Origin of the sequence: Frankia nepalensis (assembly GCF_016786325.1) — a bacterium.
GTDB classification, from domain to species: Bacteria; Actinomycetota; Actinomycetes; order Frankiales; family Frankiaceae; genus Pseudofrankia; species Pseudofrankia nepalensis.
Map to the genome: position 1 here is coordinate 1 of NZ_JADWYU010000160.1, position 19921 is coordinate 19921.

General features: G+C 75.5%; 13 protein-coding genes. 9 read left to right on the forward strand and 4 right to left on the reverse strand.

Translation table 11 applies throughout. The features are described from left to right. The first annotated feature begins 285 nt into the window (after positions 1 to 285). Positions 286 to 2310, forward strand: coding sequence for a diguanylate cyclase domain-containing protein (locus I6A81_RS45070; protein ID WP_285223077.1), 2025 nt, complete (start codon positions 286 to 288; stop codon positions 2308 to 2310). Between the two features lie 18 nt (positions 2311 to 2328). On the opposite strand, the gene I6A81_RS24985 is transcribed toward I6A81_RS45070, so the two are convergent. Next, positions 2329 to 3945 carry a SulP family inorganic anion transporter gene (locus I6A81_RS24985; protein ID WP_203003497.1) on the reverse strand — a complete coding sequence of 539 codons (1617 nt, stop codon included), beginning with the start codon at positions 3943 to 3945 and terminating at the stop codon, positions 2329 to 2331. A 278-nt stretch (positions 3946 to 4223) separates the two neighbouring features. On the opposite strand from I6A81_RS24985, the gene I6A81_RS24990 reads away from it, so the two are divergent. The 7 genes from I6A81_RS24990 to I6A81_RS25020 all read left to right on the forward strand — a co-directional run bounded on the left by I6A81_RS24990 (position 4224) and on the right by I6A81_RS25020 (position 13830). Further along, a complete protein-coding gene (locus I6A81_RS24990; protein ID WP_407661382.1) occupies positions 4224 to 4769 on the forward strand; it encodes a TetR/AcrR family transcriptional regulator in 546 nt (181 codons plus the stop codon). Positions 4770 to 5044: 275 nt separating this feature from the next. Next, positions 5045 to 5692: a response regulator gene (locus tag I6A81_RS24995; RefSeq protein ID WP_285222763.1), complete on the forward strand. Its 648-nt coding sequence runs from the start codon at positions 5045 to 5047 to the stop codon at positions 5690 to 5692. 70 nt (positions 5693 to 5762) lie between these two features. Beyond that, positions 5763 to 7316 (forward strand): bifunctional aminoglycoside phosphotransferase/ATP-binding protein, encoded by a 1554-nt coding sequence (locus I6A81_RS25000; protein ID WP_203003500.1) that lies wholly within the window; start codon positions 5763 to 5765, stop codon positions 7314 to 7316. Positions 7317 to 7422: 106 nt separating this feature from the next. Continuing rightward, complete coding sequence (locus I6A81_RS25005; RefSeq protein WP_238429253.1) at positions 7423 to 9528, forward strand: sensor histidine kinase; 2106 nt, start codon at positions 7423 to 7425, stop codon at positions 9526 to 9528. Positions 9529 to 10012: 484 nt separating this feature from the next. Continuing rightward, positions 10013 to 12169, forward strand: a complete 2157-nt coding sequence (locus I6A81_RS25010; protein WP_203003501.1) for a hybrid sensor histidine kinase/response regulator — start codon at positions 10013 to 10015, stop codon at positions 12167 to 12169. Between the two features lie 12 nt (positions 12170 to 12181). Further along, the gene (locus I6A81_RS25015) at positions 12182 to 12544 is read left to right on the forward strand and encodes a VOC family protein (RefSeq protein WP_203003502.1); all 363 of its coding nucleotides are present in this window, start codon (positions 12182 to 12184) and stop codon (positions 12542 to 12544) included. A gap of 56 nt (positions 12545 to 12600) precedes the next feature. Beyond that, entirely contained in the window at positions 12601 to 13830 is a 1230-nt protein-coding gene (locus tag I6A81_RS25020; RefSeq protein ID WP_307874894.1) for a multidrug effflux MFS transporter, read from the forward strand. Positions 13831 to 14108: 278 nt separating this feature from the next. Here the strand turns inward: I6A81_RS25020 and I6A81_RS25025 are convergent, their stop codons facing one another. Next, positions 14109 to 14318, reverse strand: coding sequence for a hypothetical protein (locus tag I6A81_RS25025; protein WP_203003503.1), 210 nt, complete (start codon positions 14316 to 14318; stop codon positions 14109 to 14111). A gap of 467 nt (positions 14319 to 14785) precedes the next feature. On the opposite strand from I6A81_RS25025, the gene I6A81_RS25030 reads away from it, so the two are divergent. Beyond that, positions 14786 to 15334, forward strand: a complete 549-nt coding sequence (locus I6A81_RS25030; RefSeq protein ID WP_203003504.1) for a GlcG/HbpS family heme-binding protein — start codon at positions 14786 to 14788, stop codon at positions 15332 to 15334. A 173-nt stretch (positions 15335 to 15507) separates the two neighbouring features. On the opposite strand, the gene I6A81_RS25035 is transcribed toward I6A81_RS25030, so the two are convergent. Both I6A81_RS25035 and I6A81_RS25040 read right to left on the reverse strand, forming a co-directional pair. Then, the gene (locus I6A81_RS25035) at positions 15508 to 15852 is read right to left on the reverse strand and encodes a hypothetical protein (RefSeq protein ID WP_203003505.1); all 345 of its coding nucleotides are present in this window, start codon (positions 15850 to 15852) and stop codon (positions 15508 to 15510) included. Between the two features lie 256 nt (positions 15853 to 16108). Continuing rightward, positions 16109 to 19786 (reverse strand): ATP-binding protein, encoded by a 3678-nt coding sequence (locus tag I6A81_RS25040; protein WP_203003506.1) that lies wholly within the window; start codon positions 19784 to 19786, stop codon positions 16109 to 16111. Between the last annotated feature and the right edge of the window lie 135 nt (positions 19787 to 19921).

The following is a 19921-nucleotide window of genomic DNA, read 5'->3' on the forward strand; positions in this document are numbered from 1 at the left end:
GGGGCCCCCCCCCCCCCCCCCCCCCCCCCCCGGCCGGGGCGGCCGGGGCGCCCGGGGCCCGCCCGGCCCCCGCCCCGGGCCTCGCCCACACCGCCGGCGGACCAGCCGACGACCGCCCGACAAGCCGCGCCCGGCGACGCGGAGCCGGTCCCGTCGGCGCCCCGCCATGCCCATGCGGACGGCGCCCGGGGGCGCGTCGGAGCCGGCCGCGGCCGGCTCGCCGCGGGCCGGGGCGAGCTGGCCGGCCCGGCAACGGGGCGGGCGCGCCGTTCCTGGCCCGGCTGGTTGCGTGCCCTGGCCCCGATCCTCGCGGTCGCGGCGCTCCTGCTCGGCGTCCTCGGGATCGGCCTGCGTCAGGAGGCCGACGCCCAGCACACCGCGCGCGCCGCCGCCCTCGCCCAGAACCGTGCCGTCGCGGCCGCCTTCAACGACTCCGCGTCGACGATCCTGGAGCCTGGCCGGCTGGTGCCGCTCGTCTCGGCCGCGCCATGGACCTTCACGAAGCCCGCCGTCGACCAGGAGATCCTGCGCCGCTTCGCCGCCTCGGCCGTCGGGGGGCCGGACACCGACCTGCTGCTGATGTCGCCCACCGGCCAGGTCCTCTCGGCGCTTCCGGCCACGGCGAAGGCGCCCATCGACACGAGCGGCCCGCAGTGGCGAGCGGCCGTGGCGGGCCGGGCCCAGTGGACTCCGGTCATCGCGGACTCCAACGGGACAGAACGGGTGTACGCGCTGGAACCGGTGATCCGGGCCGACGGGACCGCCGCGGTGCTGGTCATCGGCCGCTCGGCGCACCATGGGCTACCAACGGTGATTTTCCAGTCGTTGGCCGCACTGGGCTCCCTGGAGCTGGTGGACCAGAACGGACGCGTCGGTTTCGGCTCTGACGACCGGTTCATCGGCCGCCACGTCGTCGATCCCGCCGTGCTCAGCCGACTCCCCGCGGAAGGGGACGTGACCGCCGTCCACTCGGCCGACCCGGGCCTGATCTCCTTCGCGGTACCGATGGACGGAATTCCCGGCTATTACACGCTCCTCCAACGAAGCCGGCTCGCGGTCTTCGACGATCTCGGCAGCTCACTGCCCGGGCTCGGGCTGCTGCTCGGCATGGTCGCGTTCACGCTGGCCGCCGTGGCCGCCTCCGACGAGCGGCGACGACGCACGGTCCGCCGGGACGTCGACCGCTTCGAGGCGCTCCTGCGCGGCGCGCACGACATCGTCGCCGTCGCCACCCCGGACTGCCGGATCAGCGTCGTCGGCCCCTCGGTGACCCGCCTCCTCGGCCAGCGGCCCACCGACTGGGCCGGCCATGACGTCGCTGACCTGGCCCATCCGGAGGACGCCGCCCGGCTACGGGCCTTCGTCCTGTCCATGGCCGGCAGGCCAGCGCCGGCGAGTTCGGGACCGGACGGCCCGCCCGCCGCCGGCCAGCCGGTCGCGGGCGGCCCGGCCCCCACCGGCGAGGCACCCGGCGCGCCGAAGGCGTCACCCGTGCCGGCGTCGCTGCAGGACGTCCGGATCCGCGCCGCCGACGGCCGGCACCGGTGGTTCGACGTCACCGCGTCCCGGCTGACGGCCGTGACCGGTCCGACGCCCTCCGACGTGCTGCTCACCTGCCATGACATCGGCGAGCGCAAGGTACTCCAGGACGAACTGACCGCCGCGGCCTACCGCGACCCGCTCACCGGCCTGCCCAACCGGGCCGCCTTCGCCCGGTGCCTCGACGAGGCCGCCCAGTGCCTGGCCCGGCGGCACGCCGAGCGGCCAGGCCGCCCAGGCCCCGACGGACCGGGCGGACCGGGCGTGTGCGTCGACGCGGCCACCGGTCCAGGCGCCCCGGAACCGGGCGCCGGATCCTTCGGCGTCCTGTTCGTCGACCTCGACCACTTCAAGCCGATCAACGACACCTACGGCCACGGCACTGGCGACGAGGTCCTCGAGATCGTCGCGCCGCGGCTGGAGGCCGCCGTCCGCGCGGGCGACACCGTCGCGCGGCTCGGCGGTGACGAGTTCGCCATCCTGGTCGCCGACACCGACAAGGACGAGCTGCTCGAGCTCACCGAGCGCGTCCTCGCCACGCTGCGCCAGCCGCTGCGGACCAAGGCGGCCGTCCTGACGGTCAGCGCGACGATCGGAGCCGCGCTCTCCAGCGCCTACCCCGATCCGCTGCGTACCGTCCGCGCCGCGGACCTCGCCATGTACGACGCCAAACGCCGGGGCCGCGGCAGCGTCGTTCTCGCCCGGTCCGACAGGCGCGTCCCCTTCGTCCCCGCGCTGGTACCGCCGTCGGATCGCGACCCACCCGCCTGATCCGGCGACCGCCCGTCGTTACCGGTCAGCCAGCGGGCCCGAACAGGCCGCGCACGTCGCGGCGGGGTACATGGCGGCCGCCGTCGCGCCCAGCCGCCGCGGCGGCGGCCGGCCCTCGCGGATCTGGCTGAGCACCGGCGCGCCGATCTCGTTGACGACGACGCGGGTGCCCTCGCGCTGGCGGACGCGGGTCCAGTTGTCGAGCAGCGTGTACGCGGCGTGGTCGAGGTAGTCGACGGCGAGGTCCAGCTGGACGGGCACGGCGGCGGGCAGCCGGGCGAGCTGGCGCGCCACCCGGGGCAGCGACGGGAACGCCAGCGTTCCCGCGATGACCACCCGCCAGGGCTTGCCGGCCGCGGCGGGCGGGTGGACGTGCACGGAGGCGACGAGCGCGCGGCGCAGGGTCTGCAGCACGGCGACGCCCACCCCCAGGAGGACTCCTTCCAGCAGGTTGAGGATCACGACACCTCCCGTGGTGGCCAGGTAGGTGGCGAGATCACCGTGCCGCGACAGGACGCGGATCCCGGCGAGGTCGACGAGCTTCGCGCCGATCACGACGAGCAGCCCGGCGAGCACCGCGAGCGGGATCTGGCTCAGCAGCGGCGCGAGCAACAGCGCGAACGCGGCCATCCACAGCCCGTGCAGGATGGTCGAGGCCCTGGTCCGCGCGCCGGCCCGGACGTTCGTGGCGCTGCGGACGATCACGCCGGTGACCGGGAGTCCGCCCGCGAGACCGGACACGGTGTTCGCGGCGCCCTGCGCGACCAGTTCCCGGTCCAGGTTCCCGCGCGGGCCGCCGTGCAGGTTGTCGACGGCGACCGCGGACAGCAGCGACTCGACGCTCGCGATCAGCGCGACGGTGAGCACGGCGGTCGCGATGCCCGTCGCCGTGCCGCCGGGCAGCGCGGGCAGGGCGATCGAGCTGAGGATGTCGTGCGGCAGCGCGACCCGGGGCACGTCGAACGGCAGCGACGCGACGGTCACGAGGGCCACCGCCGCGAGCGGGGCCGGAACGGCCGAAAGCGGGCGCGGCAGCCGCGGCCACCCCAGCATCAGGCCGATGGTGGCGAGCCCGAGCACGGCCGCCACCGGGACGTGCACCGTGCCGAACTCACGGCCGAGCTCCACGATGTTGTCGAGCGCCGCCGGCCTCGCGACCCCGCCGAGCACCACGTGGACCTGGCCGACGACGATCGTGATCCCGATGCCCGCGAGCATCCCCTGCACGACGGCCGGGGAGATCGCGAGCACGGCCCGCGCGATCCGGCTGGCCCCCAGCAGGATCTGCAGGACGCCCGCGGCGGCGGTGACGAAGCAGGCGGCCCGCCAGCCAAAGGTGGCCACGACCGTCGCGACGATGGAGGTCAGGCCCGCCGCCGGGCCCGAGACCTGCAGCGGCACGCCCCCCAGCGCGCCCGCCACGACGCCGCCGACCACGGCGGCGATGATCCCGGCCGCGACCGGCGCGCCCGAGGCGACGGCGATGCCCAGCGACAGCGGCAGGGCGACCAGGAACACCACCAGCGACGCCTCGACGTCGAGGCGCCAGCCCGGCCGCGCGGCGCGCCCGTTCGGATGGGTTGGCGCGGACTCGCGCGCGTCGCGCCGGTCGGGCGCGAGGGTCTCGTCGGGCACGTGCGGGGCTCCCGTCGTACGGCCGGCTGCAGACACCATGACAACGAGTGCTCATGTCATTACGTTCCGAAGTTGACCCGCAAACCGCCAGGCCAGCGGCGCGGCGCGCCGGGAGCCCGACCACGACTACCGACGACCGCGGCAGGTTATGTGGCAACATATTGACTGGCTTCTCGCCGTCCGGGAGCGCCGCCCCGGCCCGCGCCGCCCCGGCCGCCGCGCCGGCGCCGGCGGCGGCCGGCGGGTGGACGTCGCGGCAGGCCGACCTCTTCGACGCGCTGTTGCAGATCTTCCTCGCCGAGGGGTTCGCCCACTTCACCCTCGCGGACCTGGCCGCGCGGCTGCGCTGCTCGAAGAGCACCCTCTACGCGCTCGCCCACAGCAAGGAACAGCTGGCGGTCGCCGTCGTCGGCCACTTCTTCCGGGCCGCCGCCGCCCGGATCGAGCGCGACGTCGCCGAGGCCGCCACGGCCAGCCCGGCGAACACGGTCGGCGCCTACCTGCGCGGGGTCGCCCGCGAGCTGCGGCCCGCCTCCCCCGCGTTCCGCCGCGACCTGGCCGCGGCCCCGGCGACACGGGCCGAGTACGAGCGCAACACCCGCATAGCCGCCCGCCGGATCCGCGAGCTGGTCGCCGCCGGGGTCGACGCCGGCCTGTTCCGGGGCGTCGACGCGGCGTTCGTCGGCCAGGCCGCGACGGCGGTGATGACCGCGATCCAGCGCGGCGACATCGGCGCCGCGACCGGCCTGTCCGACGCCGACGCCTACGCCGAGCTCGCCCGGCTGCTCCGCCACGGCCTGGCCGGGGAGTCCACCGGTTCCTGACCCGGCGCCCTCCCGACTCCGCGTCCTCCTGGTTCCGTGTTCCGTGTTCCGCCGGTTCCATGTCCCCCCGATTCGGCGCCCTCCCGACTCCGCGCCCTCCTGATTCGGGGTCCTCCTGAGTCCGTGTCCCCCTCGGCGGGGCCCGGTCCACGCCGCGCAGCCGCTCGCGAGGCCGGCGAGGGTCGAAGGTCCCACCCGGCCCGGTCCGTACCGACCGGCGCGGGTGGGCGAAGCGCGTCCGGGCGGGATGGCCGCTCGCGCGTATCGTCATGATCATGACAGGACCACGGGTTTTCCTCCTCGACGACCACGAGATCGTCCGCCGTGGCATCCGGGAGATGCTCGAGGACACCGGCGAGATCACCGTCGTCGGAGAGGCCGCGTCGGCGGCCGAGGCGCTGCGCCGGATCGACGCCGCCCGGCCAGACGTCGCCGTCCTCGACGCCCGGCTGGAGGACGGCAGCGGCATCGACGTCTGCCGCGAGATCCGCTCGGCCCACCCCGAGATCGGCTGCCTCATCCTGACGTCCTATGACGACGACGACGCGCTGTTCTCGGCGATCATGGCCGGCGCGGCCGGCTACCTGCTCAAGCAGATCAAGGGAACGGACCTGATCGGCGCGATCCGCGCGATCGCCGCGGGCCGCTCGCTGCTCGACCCGGCCGTCACCCAGCGGGTGCTGGCCCGGCTGCGCGAGGGCCCGGCCGAGGACCGCCGGCTGGCCATGCTCGGCGAACGCGAGCGCGAGGTGCTGCGGCTCATCGCCGAGGGCCTGACAAACCGGCAGATCGCGAGCCGGATCTGCCTGTCGGAGAAGACCATCAAGAACTACGTCTCGGCCATCCTCGACAAGCTGGAGCTCACCAGCCGCACCCAGGCCGCGGTCTTCGCGACCAGGCTGTCCGCCGCGAGCAGCCACTGACCAGCGCCCGAAGGTGCCAGGACGACCCAGTGGCGGTTCCCGGCGCCGCGACGCGGGGCAGGTATCCGTGATGCGCCCTCGCGCCGCGCCGGCCACCGCCCGTCCCCCGGGGCCGGTGGCGCCCGGTGAGCGGGATACCCGAGAGAGGTGGACCCTGGACGCGGTGCCGCCCGGCGAGACGGTCGAGACGCACAGCGCCACGCTGACCTTCGCCGGCGACCGGGTCTACAAGGCCAAGAAGCCTCTCGACCTCGGGTTTCTCGACTACCGGACCCGCGAGGCGCGGCTCGCCGCCTGCGAGGCCGAGGTGGCCCTCAACCGCCGCCTCGCGCCCGACGTCTACCTGGGCGTCGCCGACCTGCGCGACGCGACCGGACAGGTCGTCGACCACCTGGTCGTGATGCGCCGGATGCCGCCGCACCGCCGGCTGTCGACCCTGGTCCGGCGGGGCCAGCCGGTCACCGAGCAGCTGCGCGCGATCGCCCGGCGGCTCGCCGTCTTCCACGCCGCCTGCGAGACGTCGCCGGCGATCGCCGCCGCCGGCGGCCCCGAGACGCTCGCGGGGCTGTGGCGCGAGGGGGTCGACGGCGTGGCGCCGTTTCGCGACGGGCTCCTGGACGGCGCGGTCGTCGCCGAGATCGACCGGCTGTCCGCCCGCTACCTGGCCGGGCGGGCCCCGCTGCTCGCGGCCCGGATACAGGCCGGCCGGATCCGCGACGGGCACGGCGACCTGCTCGCCGACGACATCTTCTGCCTCGACGACGGCCCGCGCATCCTCGACTGCCTCGAGTTCGACCAGCGGCTGCGGGTCGGCGACGTGCTCGGGGACGTCGCCTTCCTGGCGATGGACCTGGAACGCCTCGGCGCCCGCGAGGAGGCCGAGGCGTTCCTCCGCTGGTACCGGGAGTTCTCCGCCGAGACCCACCCACAGTCGTTGGAGCACCTCTACATCGCCTACCGGGCGTTCGTGCGCGCCAAGGTCAGCTGCCTGCGGTCCGCGCAGGGAGACGGTGACGCCGCCGACCTCGCCCGCCGGCTGGCCGCCCTCACCCTCGATCACCTGCGCCGCGGCCGGGTGCGCCTGGTGCTCGTCGGCGGCCTGCCGGGCACCGGGAAGAGCACGCTCGCCAGCTATCTGGCCGGCGCCCAGGACGGCTGGACGCTGCTGCGCTCCGACGTCGTGCGCAAGGAGCTCGCCGGGCTGCCGACCGGCGCCCCGGCCCCGCCCGAGCACCAGGTGGGCATCGACGCCGGGATCTACGCCCCGGCGGCGACGGAGGCGGCCTACGCCGAGTTGCTGCGCCGCGCCGGGCACGCGCTGGCGCATGGGGACAGTGTGCTGCTCGACGCCTCCTGGTCGACCGCGCCCGCCCGGGCGGCGGCCGCGCGGCTGGCGACGGCGGCGCACGCGGACCTGGTCGAGCTGCGCTGCGTGACGGCGCCCGAGGTCGCGGCCGCCCGGATCGCCCGGCGCGCGGCGGCCGGCACCGACGCCTCGGACGCCACGATGGCGGTACATACCGCCATGGCGGCCCGGGCCGACCCGTGGCCGACGGCGACCGTGATCCACACTGCCGTCCCGCTCACCGAGAGCGCCGCGGCCGCGCGCCGCCGGCTGCGCTGAGCCGGCCGCCGCTCCCGTGAAGCCGCCCAGGCGCCTTGTCGGACGGGTCACGACTGGCGCGCATGCGCCGCCTTGGAACCGGCGCAGTCGGCTAGCGTGCGAAGGCATGGAGCCCGAGCCGTCCGTCGAGCATCCGCCGGGTGCTCCCAGCGGGTGGCGGCCGCCACCCGCGCGGACGGCGCCGCCGCCACCCGCCGACGGGCCACCCGCCGACGGGCCACCGGCTCGTCCCGGGCCGCCGGTCGCCGACCAGCAGCCGGTGACCGTTCCTGAGCCCGCGGCCGTCCCAAGGACCACGGCCATCCCGAAGAGCACGACGATCCCGGAACCCGTGGGCGTCCCGGCGACGCCGTCGCCCCGGGAGCCCGTCGAGCCGGCCGAGACCGCCGGCGCGGTCGGTCCGGGCGCGACCGTCCCCACCGACGGCCCGCCCAGGGAGCCCGAGACGACCGGGTTCGCCCGCCTGGAGCTCGACGAGCTGCTGACCCAGCTGGTGACCCAGCTCGTCGGTCAGCAGCCCGACGCCGCGACGACGCGCAACCTGACGCGGATGGTCGAGCGGGCACAGGACGTGATGGCGACCGAGGGCCGGCTGCGCGGCCTGCTCCGCGCGACCAGGACCGTCGCCTCCGATCTCAGCCTCGACGTCGTGCTCCGCAGGATCGTCGAGGCGGCCTGCGAGCTGGTCGACGCCCGCTACGGCGCCCTCGGCGTCACGGCACACGGCGGCGACGGCCTGGAGCAGTTCATCCACGTCGGCATCGATCCGGGGCTGGTCGCCAGGATCGGGCACCTGCCCCGCGGCGAGGGCGTGCTCGGCGCGCTGATCACCGATCCGGTGCCGGTGCGCCTGGCGGACATCTCCGCGCATCCACACGCCGTCGGCTTCCCGCCAGGTCACCCGACGATGCGCACCTTCCTCGGGGTGCCGATCCGGGTGCGCGGCGAGGTGTTCGGCAACCTGTACCTGACCGAGAAGCGCGGGGGGCGGGCGTTCACCGCCGAGGACGAGGAGCTGGTGCAGTCGCTCGCGGCCAGCGCCGCGGTCGCGATCGACAACGCCCGGCTGTTCGGCCAGGCGCAGCACCGGGAGCAGTGGCTGCAGGCGTCGGCCGACATCACCCGCCACCTGCTCGGCGACGGGGAGCGCCCGCTCGAGCTGATCGTGCGGCGTGCCCGCGAGGTGGCCAGGGCCGACACGGCGGCGCTCGCGCTCGACACCGACAGCCCCGGGCACCTGCGTCTGGACATCACCGCCGGCGAGGGGGCGGCGCGCCTCGCCGGCGGGCTGCTCGCGGTCGACGGGTCGCTCGCGGGCCGGGCCATGCGGGAGGGCGCGCCGCTGTTCGCCGCGCAGCCGCCGGCGGAGATCGCCGAGCTGCTGGCCGGCGAGCCGGAGCTCGGCCAGGTGATGGTCGTGCCACTGGTCGCCTCGCGGCGGACGTCGGGGGCGGTCATCCTCGGCCGCCGCCGCGGCGCCGAGCCGTTCACCGACGCCGATCTGGGGATGGCGGCCGCGTTCGCGGGCCATGTCGTGATCGCGCTGCAGCTGGCCGAGTCCCGGGCCGCGCAGAGCAGGCTGACGGTGCTGGAGGACCGGGACCGGATCGCCCGCGACCTGCACGACCACGTCATGCAGCGGCTGTTCGCCGTGGCGCTCGGCCTCAAGGGGCTGGCCGAGGCCGAGCAGGCCCCGAACCGGGCGCGGCGGCTGTCGACCTACGTCGACGACCTGGACGCGACGATCCGGGACATCCGCCAGACGATCTTCGAGCTTCGCGGCCGGTCGGCGGCGGGCGGCAACGGCCTGCGGCTCGCGCTGCGCGGCGTCGTCGACGAGACGACCCGCGCGTTCGGCTTCGAGCCGCGCCTGCGCCTCGACGGCCCGCTGGACAGCGCGGTCGACCCGGCGGTCGCCGACCACCTGCTCGCCGTCGTGCGCGAGAGCCTGTCCAACGCGGCCCGGCATGCCCGCTGCCGCGGCGCGTCGGTGACGGTGACGACCGCGGAGGGCCGGGTCCGTGCCGAGATCGTCGACGACGGGATCGGTTTCGGGGCGCCCTCCCGGCGCAGTGGCCTGGCGAACATGCGCAGCCGCGCGGAGGAGCTGGGCGGCTCCTTCGAGATCGGCCCAGGGCCGGGGCGGATCGGCACCCGGGTCATCTGGACGGCGCCCTGCGCGCCGGGCTCCCCCGCCGGCCCGGCGCGGTAGCGCCGGCCCGCGCCGCCGGTGTCACCGCGGGCGCCGCCACCGCCCCACGCGTGCCGCCAGCGGCGCCGGTCTCAGCGGCGGCGGTGCGAGTGGTGTCGGTGCCAGCGGTGCCAGCGGTGTCGACGGCGCCGGTCGGCCGGGAGAACGCCGGTCTCGCGTATACCTGGCCGGGCCAGCCGCCGTCCGCGCAATTACGCGGACGGCTGGCGACGGCCGAGTGATCCGCCCAGAAAGCACCTTCTTCGCCCGTTTCGGGATTCTCGCCCCGCGGTGGAGACAGCCCGCTCCGGCGGGTCGAGCCCGGCCGGTCGAGCGATCCCGCCGCGGCGCCGGCGACTTCGCCGCCACCGGCGAGGAAACACCGAGCCCACAGCGTGTCGCGACCTGACCCATTGGGATGTTTTGCGATCGCACCGCTACCGTATTCTCTTCCAGAAGGGTGCTGCTACGGCAGGATGGACACCATGACGACGGATTTCACGCGATGACTAACGAGATCGCGGCATCCGCGAACACCGTCATCTTACTGACCTATCTGGCGATCTCCCTGGCGATCGCCCGTGGCCTGCGCGAGTCCCGGCAGTGGCGCAACAACAAGCTCGGCACGGCCACCTCGGCCATCTTCCTGACCTGCGCGATCGGGCACGGCCTGCACGCGCTGGCGTCCTTCGTCGGCGGCTGGGCGCACCGGCACGACGGCACGATGAGCAACCTCGCGGTCGCCACCATGCTCTGGGACGTGCTCACCGCGATCGTCGGCATCTGGTACTGGTCGCTGCGCGGCCGGTTCCCCGCGCTCGTCCGCGGCGCCGCCGTTTTCGAGGACCTGCGGCTGCGGCAGGCGGCCGACCGGCGGCTGCGGATGTCCGAGCAGCGCTACCGCGGGATCGTCGAGACGACCAGCGAGGGCGTCGTCCTCATCGCCACGGACGGCACCGTCGAGTACAGCAACGCCCAGTTCGCCGCCCTCGTCGGCCGCACGCCGCGAGAGATCCGCGGCATCGCCTTCGCCGAACTCGTCCAGGAAAGGGACCGGGAGCGGGTCCTCGGCGCGCTCGCCGCCGTCCGCGGCCGCGGCACCCAGCGGATCGAGGTCGAGCTCGCCCGCTCCAGCCCCCAGCCGGGCCTCGCGGGCAGCCACATCGTGCACGCCCAGATCGCGCTCACCGCCCGCGCCGACGGCGACCCCCTCCCGGAGTCGGCCGGGTCGCCCGGCGCCCACCGCGCCGCCCACGCGCGCGGCGAGCGCCCGCGGGCCACCGAGCCCGCGCCGGGCGGGGCGATGGCGATGGTCGCCGACGTCACCGAGCGGCGCAACGTCGAGGCCCAGCTGCGCCAGGCCCAGCGTCTCGACGCCATCGGCCAGCTCGCCGGTGGCGTCGCGCACGACTTCAACAACCTGCTGACGGTGATCGACGGCTACGCGGCGATCCTGCTGACCGACCTGGACGGCCCGGCCCGCCAGGACGTGACCGCGATCCGGGACGCGACGGCGCGCGCCTCGGCGCTCACCCGACAGCTGCTGGCGTTCTCCCGCACCCAGGCGATCAAGCCGCAGGCGGTCGACGTCAACGACCTCGTCGTCGGCATCGAGGAGATGCTGCGCCGGCTGATCCGCGAGGACATCCAGATCGTCGTGCGGGCCGATGCCGAGCGGGCGGTCGTGTGGGCCGACCGCGGCCAGCTCGAGCAGGTACTGATCAACCTGGCGGTCAACAGCCGGGACGCGATGCCCGACGGCGGCCAGCTCACGATCAGCACGGCGCGCACGACGCTGGGGCCGGCCACCGGGGGCACCCCCGAATACCGCGAGCACGTGTTGCTCACCGTCTCCGACACCGGCTGCGGAATCCCGGAGCACGTCCGCGGAATGATCTTCGAGCCGTTCTTCACGACCAAGGAGCCCGGGCAGGGCACCGGTCTTGGCCTGTCGACCGTCTACGGCATCGTGCGCCAGGCCGGCGGGCAGGTGCTCGTCGACTCCACCCCCGGGTTCGGCACCGACGTGCGGGTCTACCTGCCGGCGACGTCCTCGCGGCCGGGCCCGGCCGACGAGGGCCGCGACACCGGCCAGCTCGCCGGGGGCCGCGGCACGATCCTGCTGGTCGAGGACGACTGCGAGGTGCGCCGGCTGACCGAGCGCATCCTGCTGACGGCCGGCTACGACGTGCTCACCGCCCACGACGGCCGGCGCGCGCTCGACCTCGCCGCGGGCGCGGGCACGCTCGACCTGCTCATCACCGACGTGGTGATGCCGCGGATGAACGGCAGCCAGCTGGCCGACCGGCTGCGGGCCACCCGTCCCGGGCTGCCGGTGCTGTACCTGTCGGCCTACAACCGCGGCATGATCAACCCGACGCTCGGCGCGTTCCCCGGGATCGACTACCTGGAGAAGCCGTACTCGCCGACGCTGCTGACCGAGAAGGTCAGCGAGCTGCTCGCCACCGCCAGGGCCTCCCGCCGGGACCGGGAGACTCCCCGGCCGCGCACGCTTCCCTTCCCCAACGGCGAGGTCCCGCGAGGCGCCCGCCACCCGAACGGGGGTGGTGGCGGACCCGAGGCGGTCCGGCCGCAGGGCTCGGTCGCCCCGGGCGTCATCACGGGCACTACGGTCAAGGCGGACACATCGCCCTTCCACTGATGACGGAGAGCCATGATCGGGAAGCTGCAGACGGTGGTCCTTGACTGCCGGGACCCCCTAGCCCTGGCCCAGTTCTACGGCGAGCTGCTCGGCCTTCCGGTCACGAGCGTCGAGCCGGACTGGGTGACCCTCGGGGACGCGGGCACCAGCCGGGTCGACTTCCAGCTGGCTCCCGACCACGTGCCGCCGAGCTGGCCGGACCCGGCGCGCCCGCAGCAGTTCCACCTGGACATCGAGGTCGAGGACCTCGACGAGGCCGAGCGGGCGGTGCTCGCGCTCGGCGCCAGGCACCTGTCGAGCGAGCAGGCCCCGGACAGCTTCCGGGTGTACGCCGACCCGGCGGGTCACCCGTTCTGCCTCGTCCTGCCCGGCTGACCGCGCCGTCCCCGGGGGTGCGCCCCGAGTCCGGCCGAGTCGGGCCGCTGATTCTCGTGCTCGGCCTGCTGACCGCGTTCTCGCCGCTTGCCATCGACATGTACATTCCCGGCTTTCCAGAGCTCGGGACGACGCTGCACGCGAGCGACTCCGCGGTGCAGCTCTCGATGACGACCTTCCTCGCCGGAATCGTGCTCGGCCAGCTGTTCATCGGGCCGATCAGCGACAGTCTGGGCCGGCGCCGGCTGCTCCTCGGCGGGACGGGGCTGGTCACCGTCCTCTCGCTGGTCTGCGCGGCCGCGCCGAACATCGAGACGCTCGTCGCCGCCCGGTTCCTGCAGGGTGTCGCCGCCGCGGCCGGCATGGTACTCGCCCGCGCGGTGGTCACCGACCGGTTCCACGGCCCGGACCTGCCGCGGTACTTCGCGCTGCTGGCGATGATCCTCGGCGTCGCGCCGATCGTCGCTCCGCTGCTGGGCAGCCTCGTCCTGTCGGTGTCCAGCTGGCGGGCGGTGTTCGTCGTGCTTGCCGTCATCGGCGCGGCGCTGACCGCCACCGTCGCCCTCGCGGTGCCGGAGTCCCTGCCGGCGAAGCGGCGGCACACGGGCGGGCTGGGTGGCACCTTCGCCGCGATGGGCCGCTTGCTCACCCGGCGCGCGTTCGTCGGCTACCTGCTCACCGGCGCGTTCATGGCCGGCGCCCTGTTCACCTACATCTCCGGCTCGAGCTTCGTCTTCGTGCGGATCTTCGACACGTCGACCGCGACGTACAGCCTGGTGTTCGCGACCAACGCCGCCGCGATGCTGGCGGCCAACACCCTGTTCGGCCGGCTTTCCCGCCGTCATCGGCTCAACACACTGCTCGCCGTCGCCGTGGCCGTCGCGGTCGCGGGCGCTGCCCTGCAGGGCCTGCTGCTACTCACCGTCGGCGCGACCATGGCCGGAACCTGGGTATGCTTGATCATCATCCTGGCGGGTGCCGGCATGAGCTTCCCGGCGACCATGACGCTCAACCAGTCGCTCGGCCGGGACAACGCCGGCGCGGCTGCCGCGCTCCAGGGCTCCGGCCAGTTCGCGGCCGGCGCGATCGGCGCACCGCTCGTCGGCGTGTTCGGCTCGACCAGCGTCACCCCGATGGCCGTCATCATGCTCGTCTCGCTGGTATGCGCCGCGCTCGCACTGCTCACGCTGGCCCGCCCCTGGCTTGGCGCGGGCGAGCTGCGTCTGGCCGCCAGCCAGCTCCCGGCGCCAGCCGGCTCCGGCCAGATCGCCGGCCAGGCCGGATAGGGAGTCAGGCCAGGTAGGACACCCGGCCGGGTGGCGCCACCGCGACCGCGGCGCCTTCGGAGGCGGACCGGCCCGGAGCGGCCCAGGCACGTCCAGGCGCGGCCGAGATCCGGCCAGCCCCGGGATCCGGCCCGCCCCGGATGGCGCACGGACAAAGGCCGGCGGCATCGCCGCCGGCCTTTGCCGTCGAGACGCGGCCCCCTGAGCACCGCGTCTGGATCCTCCGCGCGTCCGCGCGGTCGTTCAGCGCAACATCCCCGTTGCGCCAGACACCCCGTTCAGCAGAACACCCCGAGCCGGGGCGGCAGCGCGAGCGGCCGCTCGGCGGGGGCACCGCTGGCCCCGGGCCGGCCCGGCCCCCTCTGGGCAACCACCCACTCCGGGACGTCCGCCTCACCGCCGGCCGCGCCGTGGTCTGCGTCGACCGAGCTGGTCAGGCCACGAAGCATCCCGCCGACCCTGGAAAGGGACGGAAACGAGCGCGTCATTGAGCTCACCTGTTTCTCTGGCTGCTCCGGGGCCTGCCGGCGCGGTCTGTTCCTTGCGGCCGCGCCCTCGTTGGCGCGACATCGCCATGAAAGCCCGGCCGGCCCCGCCGCGTCCCACATTCGACATGCACCGGACATACCCCGCGCATAGCCGACAGAATTCCGGACGCGCGGCCGACAGATTTCCCGGTGCGCGGCCCGCGGCTGTCGGCCGCGCGACGCGCGAACCGGCGCCGCGCCGGTCGTCGCCCATGCCGCCGGCGAGGGCGCCCCACGGGCCACCCGGCATGATCGCGACCGTCCGCCCGCCGACGGTCTCGCACGTGGCCAGCGGGGCGACAGGTGTGCCACGTGGCGCGCGGCGGTCCGGCGCGTCGTGGCACCTAACGTCGGGACCTGGGCATACCGCCCGGGAAGACGCCAACGCCGCCGACGCGGCGGCGGGGCGCCGACGAAGGTGAGGGCACGTGACCTTGTCTCTGGCCGACGCCCGAAGGGTGATCGCGGCGGGTGAGCGGCGGGCACACCAGCTCGGCCAGCCCATGAACATCGCCGTTGTCGACGAAGGCGGGAACCTGATCTCGCATGTACGGATGGACGGCGCCTGGGTGGGCAGCGTCGACGTCTCCATCGACAAGGCCGTCACCGCGCGGGCGGCCGGCGCCCGCTCCGCGGCCGCGCGCGTCCTCGACCTGGCCGCCGCCGGCGCGCACACGGAGTCCCTGAACGGCGCCGGGCACCTGCACGACCACGGGGGCCACGGCAACGGGGGGCACGGCAACAGAAGCCACGGCCACGCGGACGACGAGTACGTGGGCCACGCCTACGGCCAGGGCGACGACCACCACCGGTACTACGCCGACGGGTACGCGGACGGATACGTCGACGACGCCCCGATGCCGGCCGGTGGCGTGCCGCTGCGCCGCGCCGGCTGGGTCGTCGGCGCGGTCGGCGTCAGCGGCGGCTCCCCCGGCCAGGACCAGGCCGTCGCCGACGCCGCGGTGGCGGCCTACTGACCGGCCCGGATATCACGCCGGCGAGGCCGGCCGCGCTACGGCGTGAAGCGGCCCGCGGCTTCGACTACTGACAGAAAGCCGACGGAAGGAAGCCGGCCGCGGGACACGTGTTCCGTGTCCCGCGGCCGGCTTCCGCGTGCGCGCGACGCGCGGTGAAAGGAATCGCCCGGTCGTCAGAAGAACCCGCCGAGGCGGGGCGGCAGCGTCGACGGCCAGGTGTTGAGCCCGCCCTCGGAGGGCAGCGGGCCGCGCGCCCGGCGGCGCGGCGCCGGCTCGTCGACGGGAGCCTGCGGCCCTCGGATCACCTTCGGTCCGGATGGCTGGGCCCGCGCCTCGTCCGGCTTGGCCGAGGACGCGCCGGCAGGACGGATGACACGCGTCCGGCCGGTCTGTTTCCGTTCCGAGCCGGGATGGGAACCGCCCACGTCCGTGTCGGCGACGTGGTCGCGGGAGCCGCCGCCGGGCATCGGGGTGTGACGCGTGACACCGGCGCGGTTCTTGGAGAGGAAGGTGCGCATTGCGGCGCTCTCCTGTCTTTCGGTGGGGCTGGCGGTTGACCCTGATTTCCTATCCCGGCCCGGATGATTCGTCGACCGATTATTCGGCCGCCCAGCCCTCCGATCGGAAAATCACTTGCGAGCCGCGCGCGGTTCGATTATGGAGCCGACGCCATGGGCGCCATTCCAGGCCGCGGGACCCGCCAGATCGATATGACCGTATGCGGGAGACCTTCCCCAGACCTTCCGCGCCGGTGTCAGGAAGCCGCCACCGTGTTCAAACGGCCCCGCGGATCACCGGGGCACGCTCCTGGCCACCAGACGCGCTCCCGGCGGTCGCCGCATGGCTCGTGGCGCCGCCGAGGCCCGCCTCGGTGTCCGCGCAGCGGGCCGCGTCGAGGGGATGGCCGACGTCCTCGAACAGCCGCGCCGCCAGGGTCAGCCGGGCGCGCGCCTCGGCCGGGTCGCCCTCCCCCAGGGCGAGGTGCGCCTCGGCCTCGTGCATCGCCGCCTGCCAGGCGGTGCCGTCCCACAGCGCCATCGCCTCGGAGGCGCGCGCGAGGTGGCGGCGCGCGCGGCCGAGGTCGCCGGCGTCCGCGGACGCGAGCGCCGCGGGGACAGCGAACATGATGTCGCAGAACGGGCAGGCGTCCTCGGCGCCGAGCGTCGCCTCGGCCCGCTCAACCGCGGCGAGGGCCGCCTCCGCGTCCGCCGCCGCGGCGACCATCGTGCCGTGGATCCGCTGGACCAGGTGGCGGGCGAACGGCGACCAGCGGGCGAGCCCCAGCGCCCGCCTCAGCAGCCGGCTCGCGCCGGCCCGGTCGCCGAGGGCCAGCCTCGTCTGCGCGAGGCGCTGCAGCGCGTGCGCGCCGCCCCCGGTCGACTCGACGTCACGGTGCAGGTCGACGGCCAGAACGAGGTGGCGCTCCGCCCGGTCGAGGTCGCCGGCCAGCAGGTACGCCTCGCCGGCCAGCGTCTCCGCGAACGCCACCGCGCGGGTCGCGCCGGCCTGGCGGCCCTTGTCCCGGAACTGGTCGGCGAGGCCGATCACCTCGTCGTAGGGCACCGGCCCGTACAGCATGTACTCGGCGACGCACAGGTGGGAGTCGAACACGGTCGTCGCGAGCGCGGAGCTGCGCTGGGTGCGGCGCAGCTCGGTCTCCAACCGGATGAACCACTCGCCCCGCACGTGCGCGACCATGCCCTGCAGGGCGAGCAGGTCGAGCAGGCGCCAGTCCGTCTCCCCCGCGACCACCCGGCGGCGCCCCTCGGCCGCCACGGCGGCCGCTCCGTCGAGGTCGCCCCGGAAGAAGGCGAGGATCCCCCGGGCCATCATGATCGCCGAGTCGGCGGCATCTCCCGCCGGTTCGAGCCCGTCGAGGACGGCGGCCGCCGCGTCGAGCTCACCGGCCTCGGCGTGGATGCGGCCCAGCTTCGCGCGCAACGTGCGCAGCCGCGCCGAATACCCAGCCGCCCTGGCGGTGGCCGGCACCTCGGCTCCGGCGTCCGTGCCCGCGTCCGACGCACCGTCCCCGTCCGAACCCTCGTCCCCGTCGGAGCCCTCGTCCGCGCCCGAGCCCTCGTCCGCGTCGATCGGCGCGGGCGGCACGGCGGACGCCGCGGCGATCGCCGTTCGAAAGGCGTCCGGCGCGCGCGGGTCGGCGAGCGCGACGAGCAGGTCGGCGCGCAGTTCCAGCAGCCGCGCCCGGTCGTCGCTCCACGCCGTCCCCGTCACCGCGTCGACGAGGGCCAGCGCGTCGGCGTAGGCGCCGATCGCCGCCTCCGTCTCGGCGGCTCTCAGCACATAGGGAACGGCGCGGGCGCGCTCACCCGCCTGGAGGAGGTGATGGGCGACCCGGGCCGGCGAGGAGCCGAGCGCCGCCAGCCGCTCCGCCACCTCGCGGTGCGCGACCCGCCGACGGTGCGGCGCGAGCTCCGCGAGCAACGCGTCGCGGACGAGCCGGTGCTGGAACCGGAAGCCGGACTCGGTCCGTTCCACCACGCCCAGCTCCAGCAACTCGTCCAGCAGCGCGAAGGCCTCACGCTCCGGACGGGCCGACAACGCGACCAGCTCGTCCGTGCCGAACGTCGACCCGGCGACGGCGAGCAGGCACACCAGCTCGCGGGTCGCGGGCCCGAGCCGGGCGACCACGATCGCTCCGGCGGTGAACGCGGCGGCGGAGTCGTCACCGGCGCGCCGGGCGAGCTCCAGCACGGCGAACGGCAGGCCACGCGAGAGCTCCCAGATCCGGCGCGTCGTCTCCCGCTGGTCCGCCGCCGCTTCGCGGGCCGCCGCCGGGAGGTGGCGGGCGACGAGCGCGTCGGTCGCGGCATGGTCGAGCGGGCCGAGGTCGACGGCGACGGCCGCGCCGCGCATCAGCAGGCTCGCCCGCATCTCGGCCAGCAGCCGCGGCCGGGCCGCGAAGTCGCCGACGGCGCCGGCCGCCGGCAGCGAGCGGTGCGCGAGCGCCAGCACCGCCGGCTGCCCCACCGAGGAGCGGACCAGGTAGTGCAGCAGCCGCAGGCTCGCGTCGTCGGCCTCGTGCAGGTCGTCCACGAGCAACAGCGCACCGGCGGGGGCGCTCTCGCCCGCGGCGCGCAGCAGTTCGGCGGCGGCGACGAAGAGCCGCTGGTGGCCGCCGGCGCCGGACCAGTCGAGGTCACGCCCGGACATGGCCCGTTCGAGCTCCGGTCGGTACCGGGCGTCGAGCCCGGCGAGCAGGCCCGGCTGGCGCCGGCACATGTCGGCCAGCGCCTCGAGGACCGGGGCGTACGGCCACTCGCCCTCGACCGCCGCGGACGTCCCCCGCCCGACCAGCCAGCCGGCGGCGGCCGCGCGGCGCGCGACCTCGCCCAGCAGCGCGGACTTGCCGACACCCGCCACTCCGGCGACCAGCACCGCGCCGGGCTGCCCCGTCAACGCCGTCGGGCCGGGGACGTGTCCGCCGGGGCCCTTGGCCTCGCCCCCGGAGCGCGGGCCGTCCCCGGTCGCCGCCCGGCTTCCCGCGAGCACCCGCTCGACCAGGCGCAGCTCCGCGTCCCGGCCGACCAGCGCGCCCGCCGCCGGCGAGGCGGACGGATGCGCCCGCCACGGCAGCTCGGCGATCACCGCCTCGCGCAGCGCGACCGCCTCGGCGCCCGGCCCGACGCCGAGCTCGCGGCGCAGCGCCCGGTCCATCCGCTCGAACTGGCGCAGCGCGACGTGCCGTTCACCACCCGCCGCGTGGCGGCGCATCAGCGCCAGGTGCGCCTCCTCGTCCGCCGGGTCCTGGGCGAGCAGCGCCTCCCAGCGCCCGGCCGCGCGCAGCACCCGCAGGTACAACAGGCGCAACCGCTCCCTGTCCTCGGCCGTCCACGGCTCGTACAGGTCGTCGGGCAGCAGCGGGCCGGGATAGGCGTCCGCGGCCTGGGACACGGCCGCCGCGTCGGCGGCCTCAGGCCGGCCGCCGGGCGAACCCTGGTCGGCCAGCGCCCGCTCGGCGAGGTCCTGGAAGACCAGGGCGTCGACGACGACCTCGCGGTCGGGGCACAGCGCGACGACGTCGCCGCGCAGCATGATGCCATCGGCGCCGCCGAGCGCGCGCCGGGCGAAATGCGCCGCCTTGTGGAGCCGGGGCGCCGCCTCGTCGACCGGCACGCCCGGCCACAGCGCGTCGAGCACCCGCTCCCGATGCAGCCGCCGGCCCGGCGCCAGCGCCAGCAGCTTCACCAGGGCCGCCGCGTGCCGGCGCCGCCAGGCCTCCGGTGGGACCGGTGTCATCCGCGCGCGTGCCGCCCCGGCCGGCGCCTGCTCGGCCGTGTCCGTGGCCGTGGCCGTGGCCGTGGCCGTGGCCGTGGCGACGAGACGCAGGCCGGGCACCTGCGCGCGCAGGAAGACGTCGAAGCCGCCGAGCACCTGGATCCGTACCTCGGGCTTCGCCGGCTTGTCGCGCACGCCCGCCATATCATGCGCCATTACGGGACGAGCCCAGCCTCAGACATGGGAGCAATTCTGCGGTCACGCCCCGACGCGCCGGCCCCGTTGGAGGCGACGAGATCAGTCGCCTGCCCGACAGCGCTCACACGTCCCGCGCCCACCGCCGCGCGCCCC